The following is a 14,731-nucleotide window of genomic DNA, read 5'->3' as shown; positions in this document are numbered from 1 at the left end:
CCTTCGCGAGCAAGCCCGCTCCCACAGGTATCGCGTTGATTCTGTTATTCAGCATTCCAGGTTTCGCGCATGCTTTTGATCTACAGCAGCTCAGCAATCAACTGGCCAAACCCTCCGTCATCCACGGCAACTTCATCCAGGAAAAACACCTGCGCGCCCTGCCCCAGCCCTTGGTCAGCAAAGGCACCTTCGTGCTCGCCAAAGACCACGGCCTGCTCTGGCTGCTGAAAACCCCGCTGCAACAGGACTACCGCATCAGCGCCCAAGGCATTGCCCGGCGCGACGCCAGCGGCTGGCAACTGCTACCGAACAAGAGCGCCGGGGCCGAACAGAACCGGCTGTTCCTCGCCGTACTTCAGGGCGACAGCAGCGGCTTGCAGCGCGATTTCGACCTGCAGCTGCAAGGCGAAGCCAACGGCTGGAAGCTGACGCTCACCCCGCGCTCGCTGTTGCTCAAGCAAGTCTTCACCCAGATCAATATCGACGGCGGCGCGTTGGTAGAAAAAATCGAACTGCTGGAAACCCAAGGCGACAGCACTGTGCTGCGCATGCAGGACAGCACCGCCAGCCAACCCTTGAGCGACGCGGAGCAACACGACTTTGCCCAGTGAGCGCCTGCTGCCGCGCCTGTTCCTGACGCTGCTGGTGGCCGTGCTGGCGCTGGCCGGCTGGCAGTGGCGCCATGGCGCGCCGCTGTCGGCCAACCTGATGGAACTGGTGCCGGGCAATACGCCGGATGCTTTGGAGCTGCAAGCCGAACAACGCATGCAAGAACCACTGAACCGCGAAATGCTGGTGCTGGTGGGGCATGCCGATCGGCAAAAAGCAGTGCAGGTGGCGCAACAATTGGCCGACCGCTGGCAAGCCAGCGGCCTGTTTGAAAAGGTCCAGTGGAACCTGCAAGCCGACCTTCCGGCACTGCGCGAACAACTGCTGCGCGGGCGCCTGGCGATGCTCTCCGCCAAGGACCGCGAACAACTGATCGAGCACCCCGACGCTTTCATCCAGCAGCGCGTGCAAGCGCTGTTCGACCCCTTTTCCGGGTTCAGCCTGGTACCAAGCCAGGACGACTGGCTGGGCCTGACTGGGCGCATCCAGAACAGCCAGCCGCAACACGGCTCGGTGCAATTGGATATCGGCAGCGGCGCCCTGATCGCCGACGCCGATGGCAACAGTTGGGTGCTGCTGCGCGCGCGCACCACCGGCAATGCCTTCGACATGAAACTGCCGCTGCAAGTGGCAGACTTGCTCCAGGCCAGCCGCGAACAGGCCAGCGAACAAGGCGCGCAATTGCTCGCCGCCAGCGGGTTGCTCTACGCGGCGAATGGTCAACAACAGGCTACCCGTGAAATGACCTGGGTCGGTGGCGGCGCAACCCTGGGCATCCTGTTATTGCTGTTGCTGGCGTTCCGCCGCTGGCGCGTGCTGCTGGCCTTTGTGCCCGTGCTGGTGGGCATGCTGTTTGGTGCAGTGGCCTGCGTGGTGCTGTTCGGCCATATGCACGTGATGACCCTCGTTCTCGGCTCCAGCCTGATCGGCGTGGCGGTGGATTACCCGCTGCACTACCTGTCGAAAAGCTGGAGCATGCAGCCGTGGCGCAGTTGGCCAGCTTTGCGCCTGACCCTGCCGGGCCTGAGCTTGAGCCTGGCGACCAGTTGCATCGGCTACCTCGCACTGGCCTGGACGCCGTTTCCGGCGCTGACGCAGATCGCGGTGTTTTCCGCCGCTGGCCTGGTCGGCGCCTACCTGTCGGCCGTGTGCCTGTTGCCTGCGCTGCTCAAGGGCGTGGAACTGCGCCCGGCGCAATGGCCGCTGCGCATCGCCGAATGCCTGTGGCTATTGCGAACCGCGTTGCTCAAACGCGTGCCGAGCCCGGCGTTGCTGGCGCTGGTGCTGCTGTTCTGCGCCGGTGGCCTGTGGCACTTGAACAGCAAAAACGACATTCGTCAGTGGATCGGCGCACCACCGCAACTGCTGCAAGAAGCCCAGGCCGTGGCGCGCATCACCGGGTTCCAGCCCACCAGCCAGTTCTTCCTGGTGCGCGCAGACAACCAGCAGCAGTTGCTGGAACGCCAGGCCGCCCTGGGTGAACGCCTGGACCAACTGGTGAACATGGGCAAGCTGCAGGGCTACCTGGCGCTCAACCAACTGGTCAACCTGCCCGCCGAGCAACAACAGTTGCGCGATGCGCTGGCCCAACTGCCGCAGCACTGGCAACCATTGCTGGACCTTGGCGTCCCGGCCAGCGCCCTGCAAGCCGAAGTCACTCAATTACAGGCATTGCCTGATGAAGACATTGACGCCGCGCTGGTCGGGCCGCTCGCCGAGCCTTGGCGCACGCTGTGGCTGGGCCCGGTGGACGGCGGCGTGGCGGCCATGGTCAGCCTGCAAGGCTTGAACAACCCGGCGCTGCTGCGGGTGCAGGCGCTGGATTTGCCCGGTGTGCAACTGGTCGATCGCCTGGGCGATTTGAACCGAGTATTTGCCGACACGCAGGTCAGCGCGGCCGAATTGAAATTGATGTCGTGCGTGCTGATCGTGCTGCTGCTGATCCTGCCGTTCGGGTTCGGCGGGGCCTTGCGCATCGTCGCCCTGCCATTGCTCGCGGCACTGTGCAGCCTGGCGAGCCTCGGTTGGCTGGGCCAGCCGCTGACCCTGTTCAGCCTGTTTGGCTTGCTGCTGGTCACGGCGATCAGCGTGGATTACGCGATCCTGATGCGCGAGCAGATCGGCGGCCCGGCCGTCAGCCTCTTGGGGACGCTGCTGGCGGCGCTGACCACCTGGTTGTCGTTTGGCCTGTTGGCGGTGTCGAGTACACCGGCCGTGAGTAATTTCGGCCTGTCGGTCAGCCTGGGCCTGGCGTTCAGCTTTATGCTGGCGCCTTGGGCCGGGCAACAGAAGCACGCCTCATGAATGTGATTATCGCCAAAGTGGCAAGGAGCCCTCGTGCCCACAGTTGAAATGGAACGTCGCCAGGTGGTGGTGATCGGTGCCGGGCCATCCGGGGCCATCGCCGCCGCGCTGTTAAAGCGCAACGGGCATGATGTATTGATTATCGAGCGCCAGCATTTTCCGCGGTTCTCGATTGGCGAAAGCCTGTTGTCGCACTGCATCGACTTTATCGAAGAAGCCGGCATGCTCAACGCGGTGAATGCAGCGGGTTTCCAGGTGAAAACCGGCGCCGCGTTCGCCTGGGGCGAGCGTTACAGTGCGTTTGATTTCAGCGACACGTTCAGCCAGGGCAAGCCGACCACCTTCCAGGTGCAGCGCGGCGAGTTTGACAAGTTGCTGGCCGACCAGGCGGCGCTGCAAGGCGTAGAGATCCGTTACGGCGAAACCATCGTCGGCGTGGATTTTTTCGGCGAGTGTCGCTACCTGCATGTGCGCCGCGAAAATGGCAGCGAATACCACCTCAAGGCCACGTTTGTGCTCGACGCCAGCGGCTACGGCCGCGTGCTGCCGCGCCTGCTGGACCTGGACGTAGCGTCGAACTTTCCGGTGCGCCAGGCGGTGTTCACGCACGTTGAAGATCACATCGAACACCCGCAGTTCGATCGCAGCAAAATCCTCGTCACCACCCACCCGACCCAGCGCGACATCTGGTTCTGGACGATACCGTTCAGCAACGGTCGCTGCTCAGTGGGCGTGGTCGCGGCCAAGGAGCATTTCGACGGCCGTGACGCAGACCTCGACGCCTGCCTGCGCGGCTTTATCGCCGAAACCCCGAGCTTGTCGCGGGTGTTGCAAAACGCGGTGTGGGACACGCCGGCACGCACCATCGGTGGTTACGCGGCAGACGTCAAAACCCTGCACGGCCCGGGCTTTGCCTTACTGGGCAATGCGGCGGAATTTCTCGACCCGGTGTTCTCCTCCGGCGTGACCATTGCCATGCGGTCGGCGAGCATGGCGGCGGGCGTGCTGCATCGCCAACTCAAGGGCGAAACAGTGGACTGGCAAACCGAGTTTGCCGAACCACTCAAGCGTGGCGTCGACACGTTCCGCTGCTACGTCGAGGGCTGGTATGCCGGTACGTTCCAGGACGTGATTTTCCATCCTGGCAGCTCGCCGGACATTCGCCGGATGATCAGCTCGATCCTCGCCGGTTATGCGTGGGATGAGCGCAACCCGTTTGTCAGCGAGCCCAAGCGGCGGTTGCGGATGTTGTCGGAGATTTGTGCAGGGGATGCGGCATGAGCACTCACTATTTAAGTAAAAATTACGTCGAAGAAACCAAATTCGGTTTCTGGTTCCTGCGCAGCCACACCTGGCAGCACCACGTATTGCGCGTGGCGGTCAACGACCTGCGCAGCCTGTTCACCGAGCCGTTGCCGGTGGCGCCGGTGTTGCTGGATGCGGGGTGTGGCCAGGGCAAGTCGTTCCAGTATTTACAGCAAGTGTTCGCGCCGCAGCGCCTGATCGGCCTGGACGCCGACCCCCACAGCCTGGCACTGAGCCAGGCCGAAGCCGTGCGTCAGGGCCTGGCGATCGAGTTGATCGGCAGCGATTGCGCCACGCTCGACGTACCGGACGAAAGCGTCGATATCCTGTTCTGCCATCAGACGTTCCACCATCTGGTCGAACAGCACCGCGCGCTCAAAGAGTTCTACCGCGTGCTCAAGCCGGGCGGCTATTTGCTGTTTGCCGAATCCACCGAAGCCTACATCGACACCTGGGTAATTCGCTGGCTGTTCCGCCACCCGATGCACGTGCAGAAAAGCGCCGACGAGTACCTGCAGATGCTGCGCGAACAGGGCTTTGAATTCGGCCCGCAGAACGTCTCGTATCCGTACCTGTGGTGGAGCCGTTCCAGCGATTTCGGCCTGCTGGAGCGCTGGGGCCTGCGCAACCCGCCACCGGTGGGCCAGCGCGAAGAGACGCTGGTCAACTGCGTAGCCCGCAAACCCTTAGCGAGCGCCGACACATGATCCGCCTGCTGTTGATGGGCTGCCTGGTGCTGCTGAGCGCGTGCGCCAGCCAGCCGCCGCTGCCGGCAAAAACCCCGGCCTTGAGCTTGCCGATGCAGTTGCACGTGCAGCGCCGCGCCGACGGCCAGACCCAGGATTGGCTGCTGGTGATCCAGCGCGAAGGCGGCGCGCTTCGCTGGTCGATGATGGACCCTTTGGGCATTCCCCAGGCCCGGCAAAAGCTGATCAATGGCGAGTGGCAGGCCGACGGCTTGCTGCCGCCCAACCCGCAGGCGCGCGAGCTGTTTGCCGCGTTGCTGTTTGCCCTGACGTCGGCGGATGACGTTCGCGCGCTGTACCCGACGGCCCAGGCCATGGACCTCACGCGCACGCTGCCGGGCCATTGGAAAATTGTGTATCAGTCTTCCGAAGTGTTCAGCGTGAACATCACGGGCCAGCCCTTTAGCTACCGCATCACGCCGCTGGGTGCTGCCCGATGACCGCCTACCTGAATGCCCTCGGCGTGATCTGCGCCCTTGGCCGTGGTCAGGCAGAGGTCAGCCGCAGCCTGTTTGCCGGCGACTGTTCCGGCATGCGCGACGAAGGCGGATGGGTGCCGGAGCGTGTGTTGCCGGTGGCAGGCGTGCAGGGTGAACTGGCGGCCCTCCCAACGGAATTGGGCCAGCAAAGCAGCCGCAACAACCAGTTGCTGCTGGAAGCTGCGCTGCAGATCGAGGATGAGCTGCGCCAAGCGATCCACACCTACGGCGCGTCGCGGGTTGGCGTTGTGCTGGGCACCAGCACCTCGGGCATCGACGAAGCCAGCCGCGGCATCGCACATTACCTGCGTGATCAGCAATTTCCCGGCGACTACGATTACCAGCAACAGGAACTCAGCGCCCCGGCGAATTTTCTCGCCGACTGGCTGCACCTGAGCGGCCCGGCCTATGTAATTTCCACCGCCTGCACCTCCAGCGCGCGTGCGCTGATGAGTGCCCAGCGCCTGCTGGACCTGGGCGTGTGCGATGCGGTGATCTGCGGCGGCGTCGACAGCCTGTGCAAGCTGACGCTGAACGGTTTTACCTCGCTGGAAGCGGTGTCGAGCGCGCGTTGCAACCCGTTTTCGGTGAACCGCAATGGCATCAATATCGGCGAAGCCGCGGTGCTGTTCCTGATGACCCGAACGCCTGCGCCAATGGCCTTGCTGGGCAGTGGTGCGAGTTGCGATGCGCACCATATCTCGGCACCCGAGCCCACCGGCAAAGGCGCGCTGCTGGCGATGCAGAAGGCCCTGGCCCGGGCAGCGTTGAAACCCGAGCAGATCGGCTACCTCAACCTGCACGGCACCGCGACGCAGCATAACGACGCCATGGAAAGCCTGGCGGTGGCGAGCCTGTTTCCCCAGGGCGTGCCCTGCTCGTCGACCAAACCCATGAGCGGCCACACCCTCGGCGCCGCCGGTGCATTGGAGGCGGCGTTCTGCTGGCTGAGCCTGAGCCACGGCTTGGTGCCGCCGCATGTGTGGGACGGCCACGCCGACCCGGCGCTGCCGGCCTTGCAATGGGCGCGCGCCGGCGACACCTTGAAAAAGCGCTGCCTGATGAGCAACTCGTTTGCCTTCGGCGGCAATAACGTCAGCCTGATTATCGGAGAGGCCCCATGATCGATTGGCCACTCGCCGAACTGCTGCCCCATGCGGGCGACATGATCCTGATCGACCAGGTGCTGTCGTTCGATGAAGAGCAGGTACACACGCGCGCCACCGTCAAGCCCGGCGGCCTGTTCAACCGCGACGACGGCAGCCTGCCGGCCTGGGTCGGCATCGAGTTGATGGCGCAAAGCGTCGCCGCCTACGCCGGTTGCCGCGCGCGCCAGAAAGGCGAAGCGGTGGAACTGGGTTTCCTGTTGGGCACACGCAAGTTCGAGTGCAACGTGGAGCACTTCCCGGCAGGCGCCGAGCTGACCATCCACGGCCTGCGCTCCTTGGAAGACGACAACGGCATGGGTGTGTTCGAATGCCACCTGACCGGCGACGGTATCCAGGCCAGCGCGCGCTTGAACGTATTTCGACCGCCCCAGGCGGCCAACTATTTAGAAGAATCGAAGGACGAAACGCCATGACTGAATCCGTACTGGTCACCGGCTCCAGCCGTGGCATCGGCCGCGCCATTGCCTTGCGCCTGGCCCAGGCCGGGCATGACATCGTGCTGCATTGCCGCAGTGGGCGTGCTGAAGCGGATGCGGTGCAGGTCGAAGTCCAAGCCTTGGGCCGCCAGGCGCGAGTGTTGCAGTTCGATGTGGCGGACCGCGCAACGTGCAAGCAGATCCTGGAAGCCGACGTGGAGCAACATGGCGCTTATTACGGCGTGGTGCTCAACGCCGGCCTGACCCGCGACGGCGCCTTCCCCGCCTTGTCGGAAGACGATTGGGACGTGGTGATGCGCACCAACCTCGACGGTTTCTACAACGTGCTGCACCCGGTGATGATGCCAATGATTCGGCGTCGCGCAGCCGGGCGCATTGTGTGCATTACTTCGGTTTCCGGCCTGATCGGCAACCGTGGGCAAGTCAATTACAGCGCCTCGAAAGCCGGGCTGATTGGCGCCGCCAAGGCCCTGGCCATCGAACTGGGCAAGCGCAAGATCACCGTCAATTGCGTCGCCCCGGGCTTGATCGACACGGCGATGCTGGATGAAAACGTGCCGGTGGAAGAACTGATGAAGATGATCCCCGCGCAACGCATGGGCACGCCGGAAGAAGTCGCCGGCGCGGTGAATTTCCTGATGTCGGCTGAGGCCAGCTATATCACCCGCCAGGTCCTGGCCGTGAATGGAGGCCTGTGCTGATGAAACGCGTTGTCGTCACCGGCATGGCCGGCATGACCTCCCTGGGCAGTGATTGGGACACCATCGCCGCCAACTTTCGCGCCAACCGCAGCGGCATCCGGCGCATGGACGAGTGGGACCGTTTCACTGAATTGAACACGCGCCTGGCCGGGCCGATCGATGATTTCGTGGTGCCCGCGCACTGGACGCGCAAGCAACTGCGCAGCATGGGCCGTGTCTCGCGCCTGGCGGTGTGGGCGGCGGAGCAGGCCTTGCAAGATGCCGGTTTGCTCGGCGACGCGTCGATCAAGGACGGGCGCATGGGCGTGGCCTGTGGCTCGTCCACCGGCAGCACCGACGAGATCAAGGCGTTCGGCAATATGCTGCTGAACTCGGTGGCCGAGGGCCTGAATGCCAACTCCTACGTGCGCATGATGCCGCACACCACGGCGGCGAATATCAGCATCTTCTTTGGCCTCACCGGCCGGCTGATCCCGACATCCAGCGCCTGCACCAGCGGCAGCCAGGGCATCGGCTATGCCTACGAGGCGATCAAGTTCGGCCGCCTGCCGTTGATGCTCGCCGGCGGTGCCGAAGAGCTGTGCCCCACCGAAGCCATGGTGTTCGACGCGCTCTATGCCACCAGCCTGAAAAACGATGCCCCGCAGACCAGCCCGCGCCCGTACGACAGTGGCCGTGATGGCCTGGTGATCGGTGAAGGCGGTGGCATGCTGGTGCTGGAAGAACTCGAACACGCCTTGGCGCGCGGTGCGCACATCCACGCTGAGCTGGTAGGTTTTGGCAGCAACGCCGACGGCCAGCACACCACCCGCCCGGAGCAGAAAACCATGCGCCGCGCGATGGAACTGGCGCTGGAAGACGCCGGGCTTACGCCTGACGCCATTGGTTACGTCAACGGCCATGGCACCGCCACCGACCAGGGCGACATCGCCGAAACCCTGGCCACCAACAGCCTGTTCGGCAGCCGCATGCCCATCAGCTCGCAGAAGAGTTTTCTCGGTCACACCCTGGGCGCGTGCGGTGCGCTGGAGTCGTGGTTCAGCATCGAGATGATGAACCGCGACCAGTACGTACACACCTTCAACCTTGATTCGGTCGACCCGCACTGCGGCGAACTGGACTACCTGCAAGGTGGGTTTCGCGAGATGCACAACGATTATGTGATGAATAACAATTTTGCCTTTGGCGGCGTCAACACCTCGCTGATCTTCCGCCGCTGGTCCTGACTTTTAATCAATTGGAGAAAACGGAATGTCTTCCTTGCTTCGCGCCACCCTGATCACCCTGGCCCTGCTGACCACCGCCGGGTGCACCAGCAAACCGGTGCTCAACACCCAACATGAACTGCCGGCCGATACCCGGATCAGCGAAGAGAATGTCAAAGCGATCATTGTCAACGCCCTGCAAAAACGTGAGTGGAGCGTGCAGCGCCTGAGCCCACAACTGGTGCAGGCCGAGATCACCGTGCGCAACCAGTACTACGCCGCGATCGACATCCATTACACCCGCAACAGTTACGCCATCACCTACCGCGACAGCCGCGACCTGGGCTTCAAGGACGGCAAGATCCACCGCAACTACAACCGCTGGGTGAACAACTTGGACAGCGACATCATGGCAGCGCTGCGCAGCAATGGCGTGAACGAAGCCGGCTCGGCGGCGCAGTTGTTTGAGCAGACGGGGACGTCAAAGCAGAACTGAGCTGTACGCTGAGTCATTATTCGATAAGGCTTTCCGTGGTGAGCAGGCTTGCCCCGCTCACCACAACGGCCCGCTCACCCTGGGTTATTGCGCAGCCTTACGCGTCAACAACTCCACAAACGCCTTGGCCATCGGCGTTTGCGTGCCCTTGCGCTGCACCAGCCACACCGCCGTCACGGCCTCTTGATCGAGCAACGTGCGATAGACCACGCCATCGATGCGGATGCGCTGGTAGGACGCCGGCAGCACCGATACGCCCAAGCCTGCCGCCACCAGGCCGATAATGGTCATGGCCTCGCCGGCTTCCTGGGCAAAGTGCGGGCTGAAGCCGGCGTCGCGGGCCAGGCTGAGCAGTTGGGCGTACAGGCCACTGCCGTAGGTGCGTGGGAAAAATACAAACGGCTCGTCAGCCAGTTGCGCCAAGTGCAAGCCGCGCTCGCTGCCTTCAACCAACGGATGACCGGCGTTCAGCACCGCGACCAGCGGCTCGCGCATCAGCTCAATGACACTCAGCGAATCCGGCAATGGCAGCGGGCGCATCAGCCCGACCTGGATCGACTCATCCACCAGCGACTCGGCGACTTCGGTGCTGCTCATCTCCTGCAGGTTCAAATGCACTGCCGGGAACGCCTGGCGAAACGCAAAAATCGCCTGCGGAATGCTGGAGTTGAAGGGCGCCGAGGACGTGAAGCCGATCTTCAATTCCCCCAGCTCCCCCAACTGCGCGCGCCTAGCGACATCCGCCGCCTTGTCGACCTGCGCCAACACCAACCGCGCCTCTTGCAGGAACAGTCGCCCCGCCTCGCTCAGCTCGACCCGACGATTGGTACGCTCAAACAGGCGCGCCCCCACTTCCCGCTCCAGCGCTTGAATCTGCTGGCTCAACGGCGGTTGCGAGATGCCGAGCACCTGCGCGGCGCGGCCAAAGTGCAGTTCTTCGGCGACGGCAATGAAGTACCGCAAGTGACGCAATTCCATGTAGGCCCCATTAGGTCGTTGAAGCTATCAAACAGGTCGAACAATATATTGGAAAGAATCATTAGGCAGCTATATTCTTTTTAGCATTGCCAGTCCTGGCAGGCTTTTCCTCCCCGAGGTCCCCGTGAAATCTGCTGTCGCGCCATTTGCTCAAGAAGTCCCGCCTACTGCCCTGGATGAGGTGGTGGCTCAACTCAACGAGCAGTACATCGAAAAAGGCACGCCGATGTTCATGCGCACGGTGCTGGCGCTGTTCTCCGGCGGGTTTGCCACCTTTGCGCTGCTGTATTGCGTGCAGCCGATGATGCCGGCGCTGTCCCACGAGTTTTCCATCAATGCGGCGCAAAGCAGCCTGATCCTCTCGGTGGCAACGGCGATGCTCGCGCTGGGTTTGCTGATTACCGGGCCGATCTCCGACACCCTTGGGCGCAAACCGGTGATGGTCGCGGCGTTGTTCTGCGCGGCCCTGGCGACCATCGCCAGCGGCTTGATGCCGACGTGGGAAGGCATTCTGCTGATGCGCGCGCTGGTGGGCCTGTCGCTGAGCGGACTGGCCGCCGTGGCAATGACCTACCTGAGCGAAGAGATTCACCCGCAGCACATCGGCCTGGCGATGGGCCTGTACATCGGCGGCAACGCGATTGGCGGCATGAGCGGGCGCTTGATCATGGGCGTGCTGATTGATTTCGTGAGTTGGCACACCGCTACGTTGATCATTGGCGCCCTGGCGCTGATCGCCGCCACGGTGTTCTGGAAAATCCTCCCTGAATCGCGCAACTTCCGCGCCAGCAGCCTCAAGCCGCGCAGCCTGGTGGACGGCTTCGTCATGCACTTCAAGGACGCAGGCCTGCCGTGGTTATTCCTCGAAGCCTTCCTGCTGATGGGCGCGTTCGTGACGATGTTCAACTACATCGGCTATCGCCTGCTGGCCTCGCCCTATGAGCTGAGCCAGGCGGTGGTTGGCCTGCTCTCGCTGGTGTACCTCTCGGGCATCTACAGCTCGGCAAAAATCGGCTCGCTGGCCGACCGCCTCGGCCGCCGTCGCGTGCTGTGGGGCACCATCGTGCTGATGCTTGCCGGCATGCTGCTGACCTTGTTCACGCCGCTGTGGCTAGTGGTGCCGGGCATGTTGATCTTTACCTTCGGCTTCTTCGGCGCACATTCGGTGGCCAGCAGCTGGATTGGTCGCCGCGCGGTGAAGGCCAAAGGGCAGGCGTCGTCGCTGTACCTGTTCTGCTACTACGTGGGGTCGAGTATTGCAGGCACGGCGGGCGGGTTCTTCTGGCACTTTGCCGGGTGGAACGGGATTGGTGCGTTTATTGTGGCGTTGCTGATTGGCGCGCTGCTGGTGGCGCTAAAGCTGGCGAAGCTGCCGCCGCTGGGAGAAGTGAAAGCCTGATGCGATTTGCTTTAGGTGGGAGCTGGCTTGCTTGCGATGCGAGGGTGAATTCAGCATCGCCATCGCAGGCAAGCCAGCTCCACATGCAACCCGGTTCCCACCTGCTCTGTATTTACCCCAATAAAAAGCCCGGCACTTGGCCGGGCTTTTTATTGGGCAACAATCACTCGTGATACTGCGCCGACAGCTCACGCACCGCGCGCAGGAACGCGCCGGCATGCTCAGGGTTCACTTCCGGCGTGATGCCATGGCCCAAGTTGAACACGTGCCCGCTGCCCTTGCCGTAGCTGGCCAGGATGCGGCCGACTTCGGTACGGATCGCTTCCGGCTTGGCGTACAGCACGGTCGGGTCCATGTTGCCCTGCAGCGCAACGCGGTTACCCACGCGCTGGCGGGCTTCGCCGATGTCGCAGGTCCAGTCCAGGCCCAGTGCATCGGCGCCGGCGTCGGCGATGCTTTCCAGCCACAGGCCGCCGCCCTTGGTGAACATGATCACCGGCACTTTGCGGCCTTCGTGTTCGCGGATCAGGCCGCTGACGATCTTGCGCATGTAGGCCAGGGAGAATTCCTGGTACGCCGCCGCCGACAGGTTGCCGCCCCAGGTGTCGAAGATCTGCACCGCTTGCGCGCCGGCCATGATCTGGCCGTTGAGGTAGGAGGTGACCGACTGCGCCAGCTTGTCCAGCAGCAGGTGCATGGCCTGCGGGTTGTCGTAGAGCATGGCCTTGGTCTTGCGGAAGTCTTTCGACGAGCCGCCTTCGACCATGTAGGTGGCCAGGGTCCATGGGCTGCCGGAGAAGCCGATCAGCGGCACGCGGCCGTTCAGCTCGCGGCGGATGGTGCTGACTGCGTCCATCACGTAGCCCAGGTCCTTGTGCGGATCCGGGATCGGCAAGGCTTCGATGTCGGCCAGGGTGCTGACGACTTTCTTGAAACGCGGGCCTTCGCCGGTTTCGAAGTACAGGCCTTGGCCCATGGCGTCAGGGATGGTGAGGATGTCGGAAAAGAGGATGGCCGCGTCCAGTTGCGGGTAGCGGTCCAGCGGTTGCATGGTGACTTCGCAGGCGAACTCCGGGTTCATGCACAGGCTCATGAAGTCGCCGGCGTTGGCGCGACTGGCGCGGTATTCCGGCAGGTAGCGACCGGCTTGACGCATCATCCACACGGGGGTGACGTCTACAGGCTGCTTGAGCAGGGCACGAAGGAAACGGTCGTTCTTGAGGGCAGTCATGTCGGCATCCGCAAAAAAAGTGCGGGCATTTTCTCAGAGCGCGACGCAAAAGGCACGGAGTGAGCCGTGCCTTTTGTCTATCGGGTCAATTTGTCGCAATGACTGGCATCACAAACCCCAGTGTGAAATGAGGTTTATGTGGGAGCTGGCTTGCCTGCGATAGCATCAACTGGGTCTGGTTGACAGACCGAGTTGACTGCATCACAGGCAAGCCAGCTCCCACATTTGATCGCATTTCAAACTGAAATTTGATCAGACCTGCAGGTAATCCAGGATCCCTTCGGCGGCGTTGCGGCCTTCGAAGATCGCGGTTACCACCAAGTCAGAACCACGAACCATGTCGCCACCGGCGAAGATTTTCGGGTTGCTGGTCTGGTGTTTGTACTGGCCTTGTTCCGGGGCTACAACACGGCCCTGGCTGTCGGTCTGGATCTCGAACTGCTCGAACCACGGCGCCGGGCTTGGGCGGAAGCCGAAGGCGATGACCACGGCGTCGGCCGGGATGATCTCTTCGGAACCCGGGATCGGCTCAGGGCTGCGACGGCCACGGGCGTCCGGTTCGCCGAGACGGGTCTCGACCACCTTCACGCCTTCAACACGGTCTTCACCGACGATGGCGATCGGCTGGCGGTTGTAGAGGAATCGCACGCCTTCTTCCTTGGCGTTCTTCACCTCTTTGCGCGAGCCGGGCATGTTGGCTTCGTCACGACGGTACGCACAGGTCACCGACTTGGCGCCTTGGCGGATCGATGTGCGGTTGCAGTCCATCGCCGTGTCGCCACCGCCGAGTACCACGACCTTCTTGCCTTTCATGTCGACGAAATCTTCCGGCGACTTTTCAAAGCCCAAGTTGCGGTTGACGTTGGCGATCAGGAAGTCGAGCGCGTCATGCACGCCCGGCAGGTCCTCACCGGCAAAGCCGCCTTTCATGTAGGTGTAGGTGCCCATGCCCATGAACACGGCGTCGTATTCGGCGAGCAGTTGTTCCATGGTGATGTCTTTGCCGATCTCGGTATTGAGACGGAACTCGATACCCATGCCGGTGAACACTTCACGACGGTTGCTGAGTACGGTTTTTTCCAGCTTGAACTCGGGGATGCCGAAGGTCAGTAAGCCGCCGATTTCCGGGTTCTTGTCGAACACCACCGGGGTCACGCCGCCGCGCACCAACACGTCGGCACAGCCCAGGCCCGCCGGGCCCGCGCCGATGATGGCGACGCGCTTGCCGGTCGGCTTGACCTTGGACATGTCCGGGCGCCAGCCCATGGCGAACGCGGTGTCGGTGATGTACTTCTCGACCGAACCGATGGTCACCGCGCCGAAGCCGTCATTAAGGGTGCACGCACCCTCGCACAGACGATCCTGCGGGCACACCCGGCCGCAGACTTCCGGCAGGGTGTTGGTCTGGTGCGACAGCTCGGCGGCGGCGAGGATGTTGCCCTCGGCCACCAATTTGAGCCAGTTGGGAATGAAGTTGTGCACCGGGCACTTCCATTCGCAATACGGGTTACCGCAACCCAGGCAGCGGTGGGCCTGGTCGGCCGAGTGCTGGGGTTTGAAGGGTTCGTAGATTTCCACGAACTCTTTCTTGCGTTGACGCAACAGTTTCTTCTTCGGATCTTTGCGCCCGACATCGATGAACTGGAAGTCGTTATTCAGACGTTCAGCCATG

14 protein-coding genes are annotated in these 14,731 nt (G+C 62.8%); 11 read left to right on the top strand and 3 right to left on the bottom strand.

The annotated features are described in order from the left end of the window. The 10 genes from WBB95_RS26250 to WBB95_RS26205 form a co-directional block, all read left to right on the top strand. Nucleotides 1–611, top strand: a 611-nt coding sequence (locus WBB95_RS26250) for an outer membrane lipoprotein carrier protein LolA (RefSeq protein ID WP_424490225.1), incomplete at its 5' end; no start/stop codon positions are given. After that, complete coding sequence (locus WBB95_RS26245; RefSeq protein ID WP_424490224.1) at nucleotides 601–2,913, top strand: MMPL family transporter; 2,313 nt, start codon at nucleotides 601–603, stop codon at nucleotides 2,911–2,913. The genes WBB95_RS26250 and WBB95_RS26245, both read left to right, overlap by 11 nt. A 33-nt stretch (nucleotides 2,914–2,946) precedes the next feature. Beyond that, the gene (locus tag WBB95_RS26240) at nucleotides 2,947–4,194 is read left to right on the top strand and encodes an NAD(P)/FAD-dependent oxidoreductase (protein WP_424490223.1); all 1,248 of its coding nucleotides are present in this window, start codon (nucleotides 2,947–2,949) and stop codon (nucleotides 4,192–4,194) included. Beyond that, entirely contained in the window at nucleotides 4,191–4,925 is a 735-nt protein-coding gene (locus tag WBB95_RS26235) for a class I SAM-dependent methyltransferase (RefSeq protein ID WP_424490222.1), read from the top strand. The genes WBB95_RS26240 and WBB95_RS26235 overlap by 4 nt, the downstream gene beginning before the upstream one ends. After that, the gene (locus WBB95_RS26230; protein ID WP_424490221.1) at nucleotides 4,922–5,404 is read left to right on the top strand and encodes a hypothetical protein; all 483 of its coding nucleotides are present in this window, start codon (nucleotides 4,922–4,924) and stop codon (nucleotides 5,402–5,404) included. The genes WBB95_RS26235 and WBB95_RS26230 overlap by 4 nt, the downstream gene beginning before the upstream one ends. Next, nucleotides 5,401–6,567, top strand: coding sequence for a beta-ketoacyl-[acyl-carrier-protein] synthase family protein (locus tag WBB95_RS26225; protein WP_424490220.1), 1,167 nt, complete (start codon nucleotides 5,401–5,403; stop codon nucleotides 6,565–6,567). The genes WBB95_RS26230 and WBB95_RS26225 overlap by 4 nt, the downstream gene beginning before the upstream one ends. Further along, complete coding sequence (locus WBB95_RS26220; protein ID WP_424490219.1) at nucleotides 6,564–7,025, top strand: 3-hydroxylacyl-ACP dehydratase; 462 nt, start codon at nucleotides 6,564–6,566, stop codon at nucleotides 7,023–7,025. Before WBB95_RS26225 ends, WBB95_RS26220 begins: the two co-directional genes overlap by 4 nt. Continuing rightward, nucleotides 7,022–7,750: a 3-oxoacyl-ACP reductase FabG gene (gene fabG, locus WBB95_RS26215; RefSeq protein WP_424490218.1), complete on the top strand. Its 729-nt coding sequence runs from the start codon at nucleotides 7,022–7,024 to the stop codon at nucleotides 7,748–7,750. The genes WBB95_RS26220 and fabG overlap by 4 nt, the downstream gene beginning before the upstream one ends. Next, nucleotides 7,750–8,976 carry a beta-ketoacyl-ACP synthase gene (locus WBB95_RS26210; RefSeq protein ID WP_424490217.1) on the top strand — a complete coding sequence of 409 codons (1,227 nt, stop codon included), beginning with the start codon at nucleotides 7,750–7,752 and terminating at the stop codon, nucleotides 8,974–8,976. Before fabG ends, WBB95_RS26210 begins: the two co-directional genes overlap by 1 nt. Nucleotides 8,977–9,001: 25 nt before the next feature. Further along, nucleotides 9,002–9,451 (top strand): hypothetical protein, encoded by a 450-nt coding sequence (locus tag WBB95_RS26205; RefSeq protein WP_424490216.1) that lies wholly within the window; start codon nucleotides 9,002–9,004, stop codon nucleotides 9,449–9,451. Nucleotides 9,452–9,535: 84 nt separating this feature from the next. Here the strand turns inward: WBB95_RS26205 and WBB95_RS26200 are convergent, their stop codons facing one another. Next, nucleotides 9,536–10,429 (bottom strand): LysR substrate-binding domain-containing protein, encoded by an 894-nt coding sequence (locus WBB95_RS26200; protein WP_424490215.1) that lies wholly within the window; start codon nucleotides 10,427–10,429, stop codon nucleotides 9,536–9,538. A 172-nt stretch (nucleotides 10,430–10,601) separates the two neighbouring features. Here WBB95_RS26200 and WBB95_RS26195 point away from each other — a divergent pair, with 172 nt between their 5' ends. Beyond that, entirely contained in the window at nucleotides 10,602–11,828 is a 1,227-nt protein-coding gene (locus WBB95_RS26195; protein WP_424490227.1) for an MFS transporter, read from the top strand. 163 nt (nucleotides 11,829–11,991) lie between these two features. Here the strand turns inward: WBB95_RS26195 and hemE are convergent, their stop codons facing one another. Both hemE and WBB95_RS26185 read right to left on the bottom strand, forming a co-directional pair. After that, entirely contained in the window at nucleotides 11,992–13,059 is a 1,068-nt protein-coding gene (gene hemE / locus WBB95_RS26190; protein ID WP_424490214.1) for a uroporphyrinogen decarboxylase, read from the bottom strand. A 252-nt stretch (nucleotides 13,060–13,311) separates the two neighbouring features. Beyond that, on the bottom strand, nucleotides 13,312–14,730 hold the full coding sequence (locus WBB95_RS26185; RefSeq protein WP_424490213.1) for an FAD-dependent oxidoreductase: 1,419 nt from the start codon (nucleotides 14,728–14,730) through the stop codon (nucleotides 13,312–13,314). Between the last annotated feature and the right edge of the window lies 1 nt (nucleotide 14,731).

It is taken from the genome of Pseudomonas sp. (assembly GCF_049645325.1).
In the GTDB taxonomy this organism is placed as follows: Bacteria; Pseudomonadota; Gammaproteobacteria; order Pseudomonadales; family Pseudomonadaceae; genus Aquipseudomonas.
The sequence above is the reverse complement of the archived record's forward strand: the minus strand, read 5'-3'. Positions and strand labels throughout refer to the sequence as shown.

Excerpts from the sequence above, each read along its gene's own strand:
- WBB95_RS26225 (WP_424490220.1), top strand. The coding sequence starts at position 5,401 with ATGACCGCCTACCTGAATGCCCTCGGCGTGATCTGCGCCCTTGGCCGT.
- WBB95_RS26205 (WP_424490216.1), top strand. The coding sequence starts at position 9,002 with ATGTCTTCCTTGCTTCGCGCCACCCTGATCACCCTGGCCCTGCTGACC.
- WBB95_RS26200 (WP_424490215.1), bottom strand. The coding sequence starts at position 10,429 with ATGGAATTGCGTCACTTGCGGTACTTCATTGCCGTCGCCGAAGAACTG.
- WBB95_RS26185 (WP_424490213.1), bottom strand. The coding sequence starts at position 14,730 with ATGGCTGAACGTCTGAATAACGACTTCCAGTTCATCGATGTCGGGCGC.
- WBB95_RS26210 (WP_424490217.1), top strand. The coding sequence starts at position 7,750 with ATGAAACGCGTTGTCGTCACCGGCATGGCCGGCATGACCTCCCTGGGC.
- WBB95_RS26235 (WP_424490222.1), top strand. The coding sequence starts at position 4,191 with ATGAGCACTCACTATTTAAGTAAAAATTACGTCGAAGAAACCAAATTC.
- WBB95_RS26220 (WP_424490219.1), top strand. The coding sequence starts at position 6,564 with ATGATCGATTGGCCACTCGCCGAACTGCTGCCCCATGCGGGCGACATG.
- hemE (WP_424490214.1), bottom strand. The coding sequence starts at position 13,059 with ATGACTGCCCTCAAGAACGACCGTTTCCTTCGTGCCCTGCTCAAGCAG.
- fabG (WP_424490218.1), top strand. The coding sequence starts at position 7,022 with ATGACTGAATCCGTACTGGTCACCGGCTCCAGCCGTGGCATCGGCCGC.
- WBB95_RS26230 (WP_424490221.1), top strand. The coding sequence starts at position 4,922 with ATGATCCGCCTGCTGTTGATGGGCTGCCTGGTGCTGCTGAGCGCGTGC.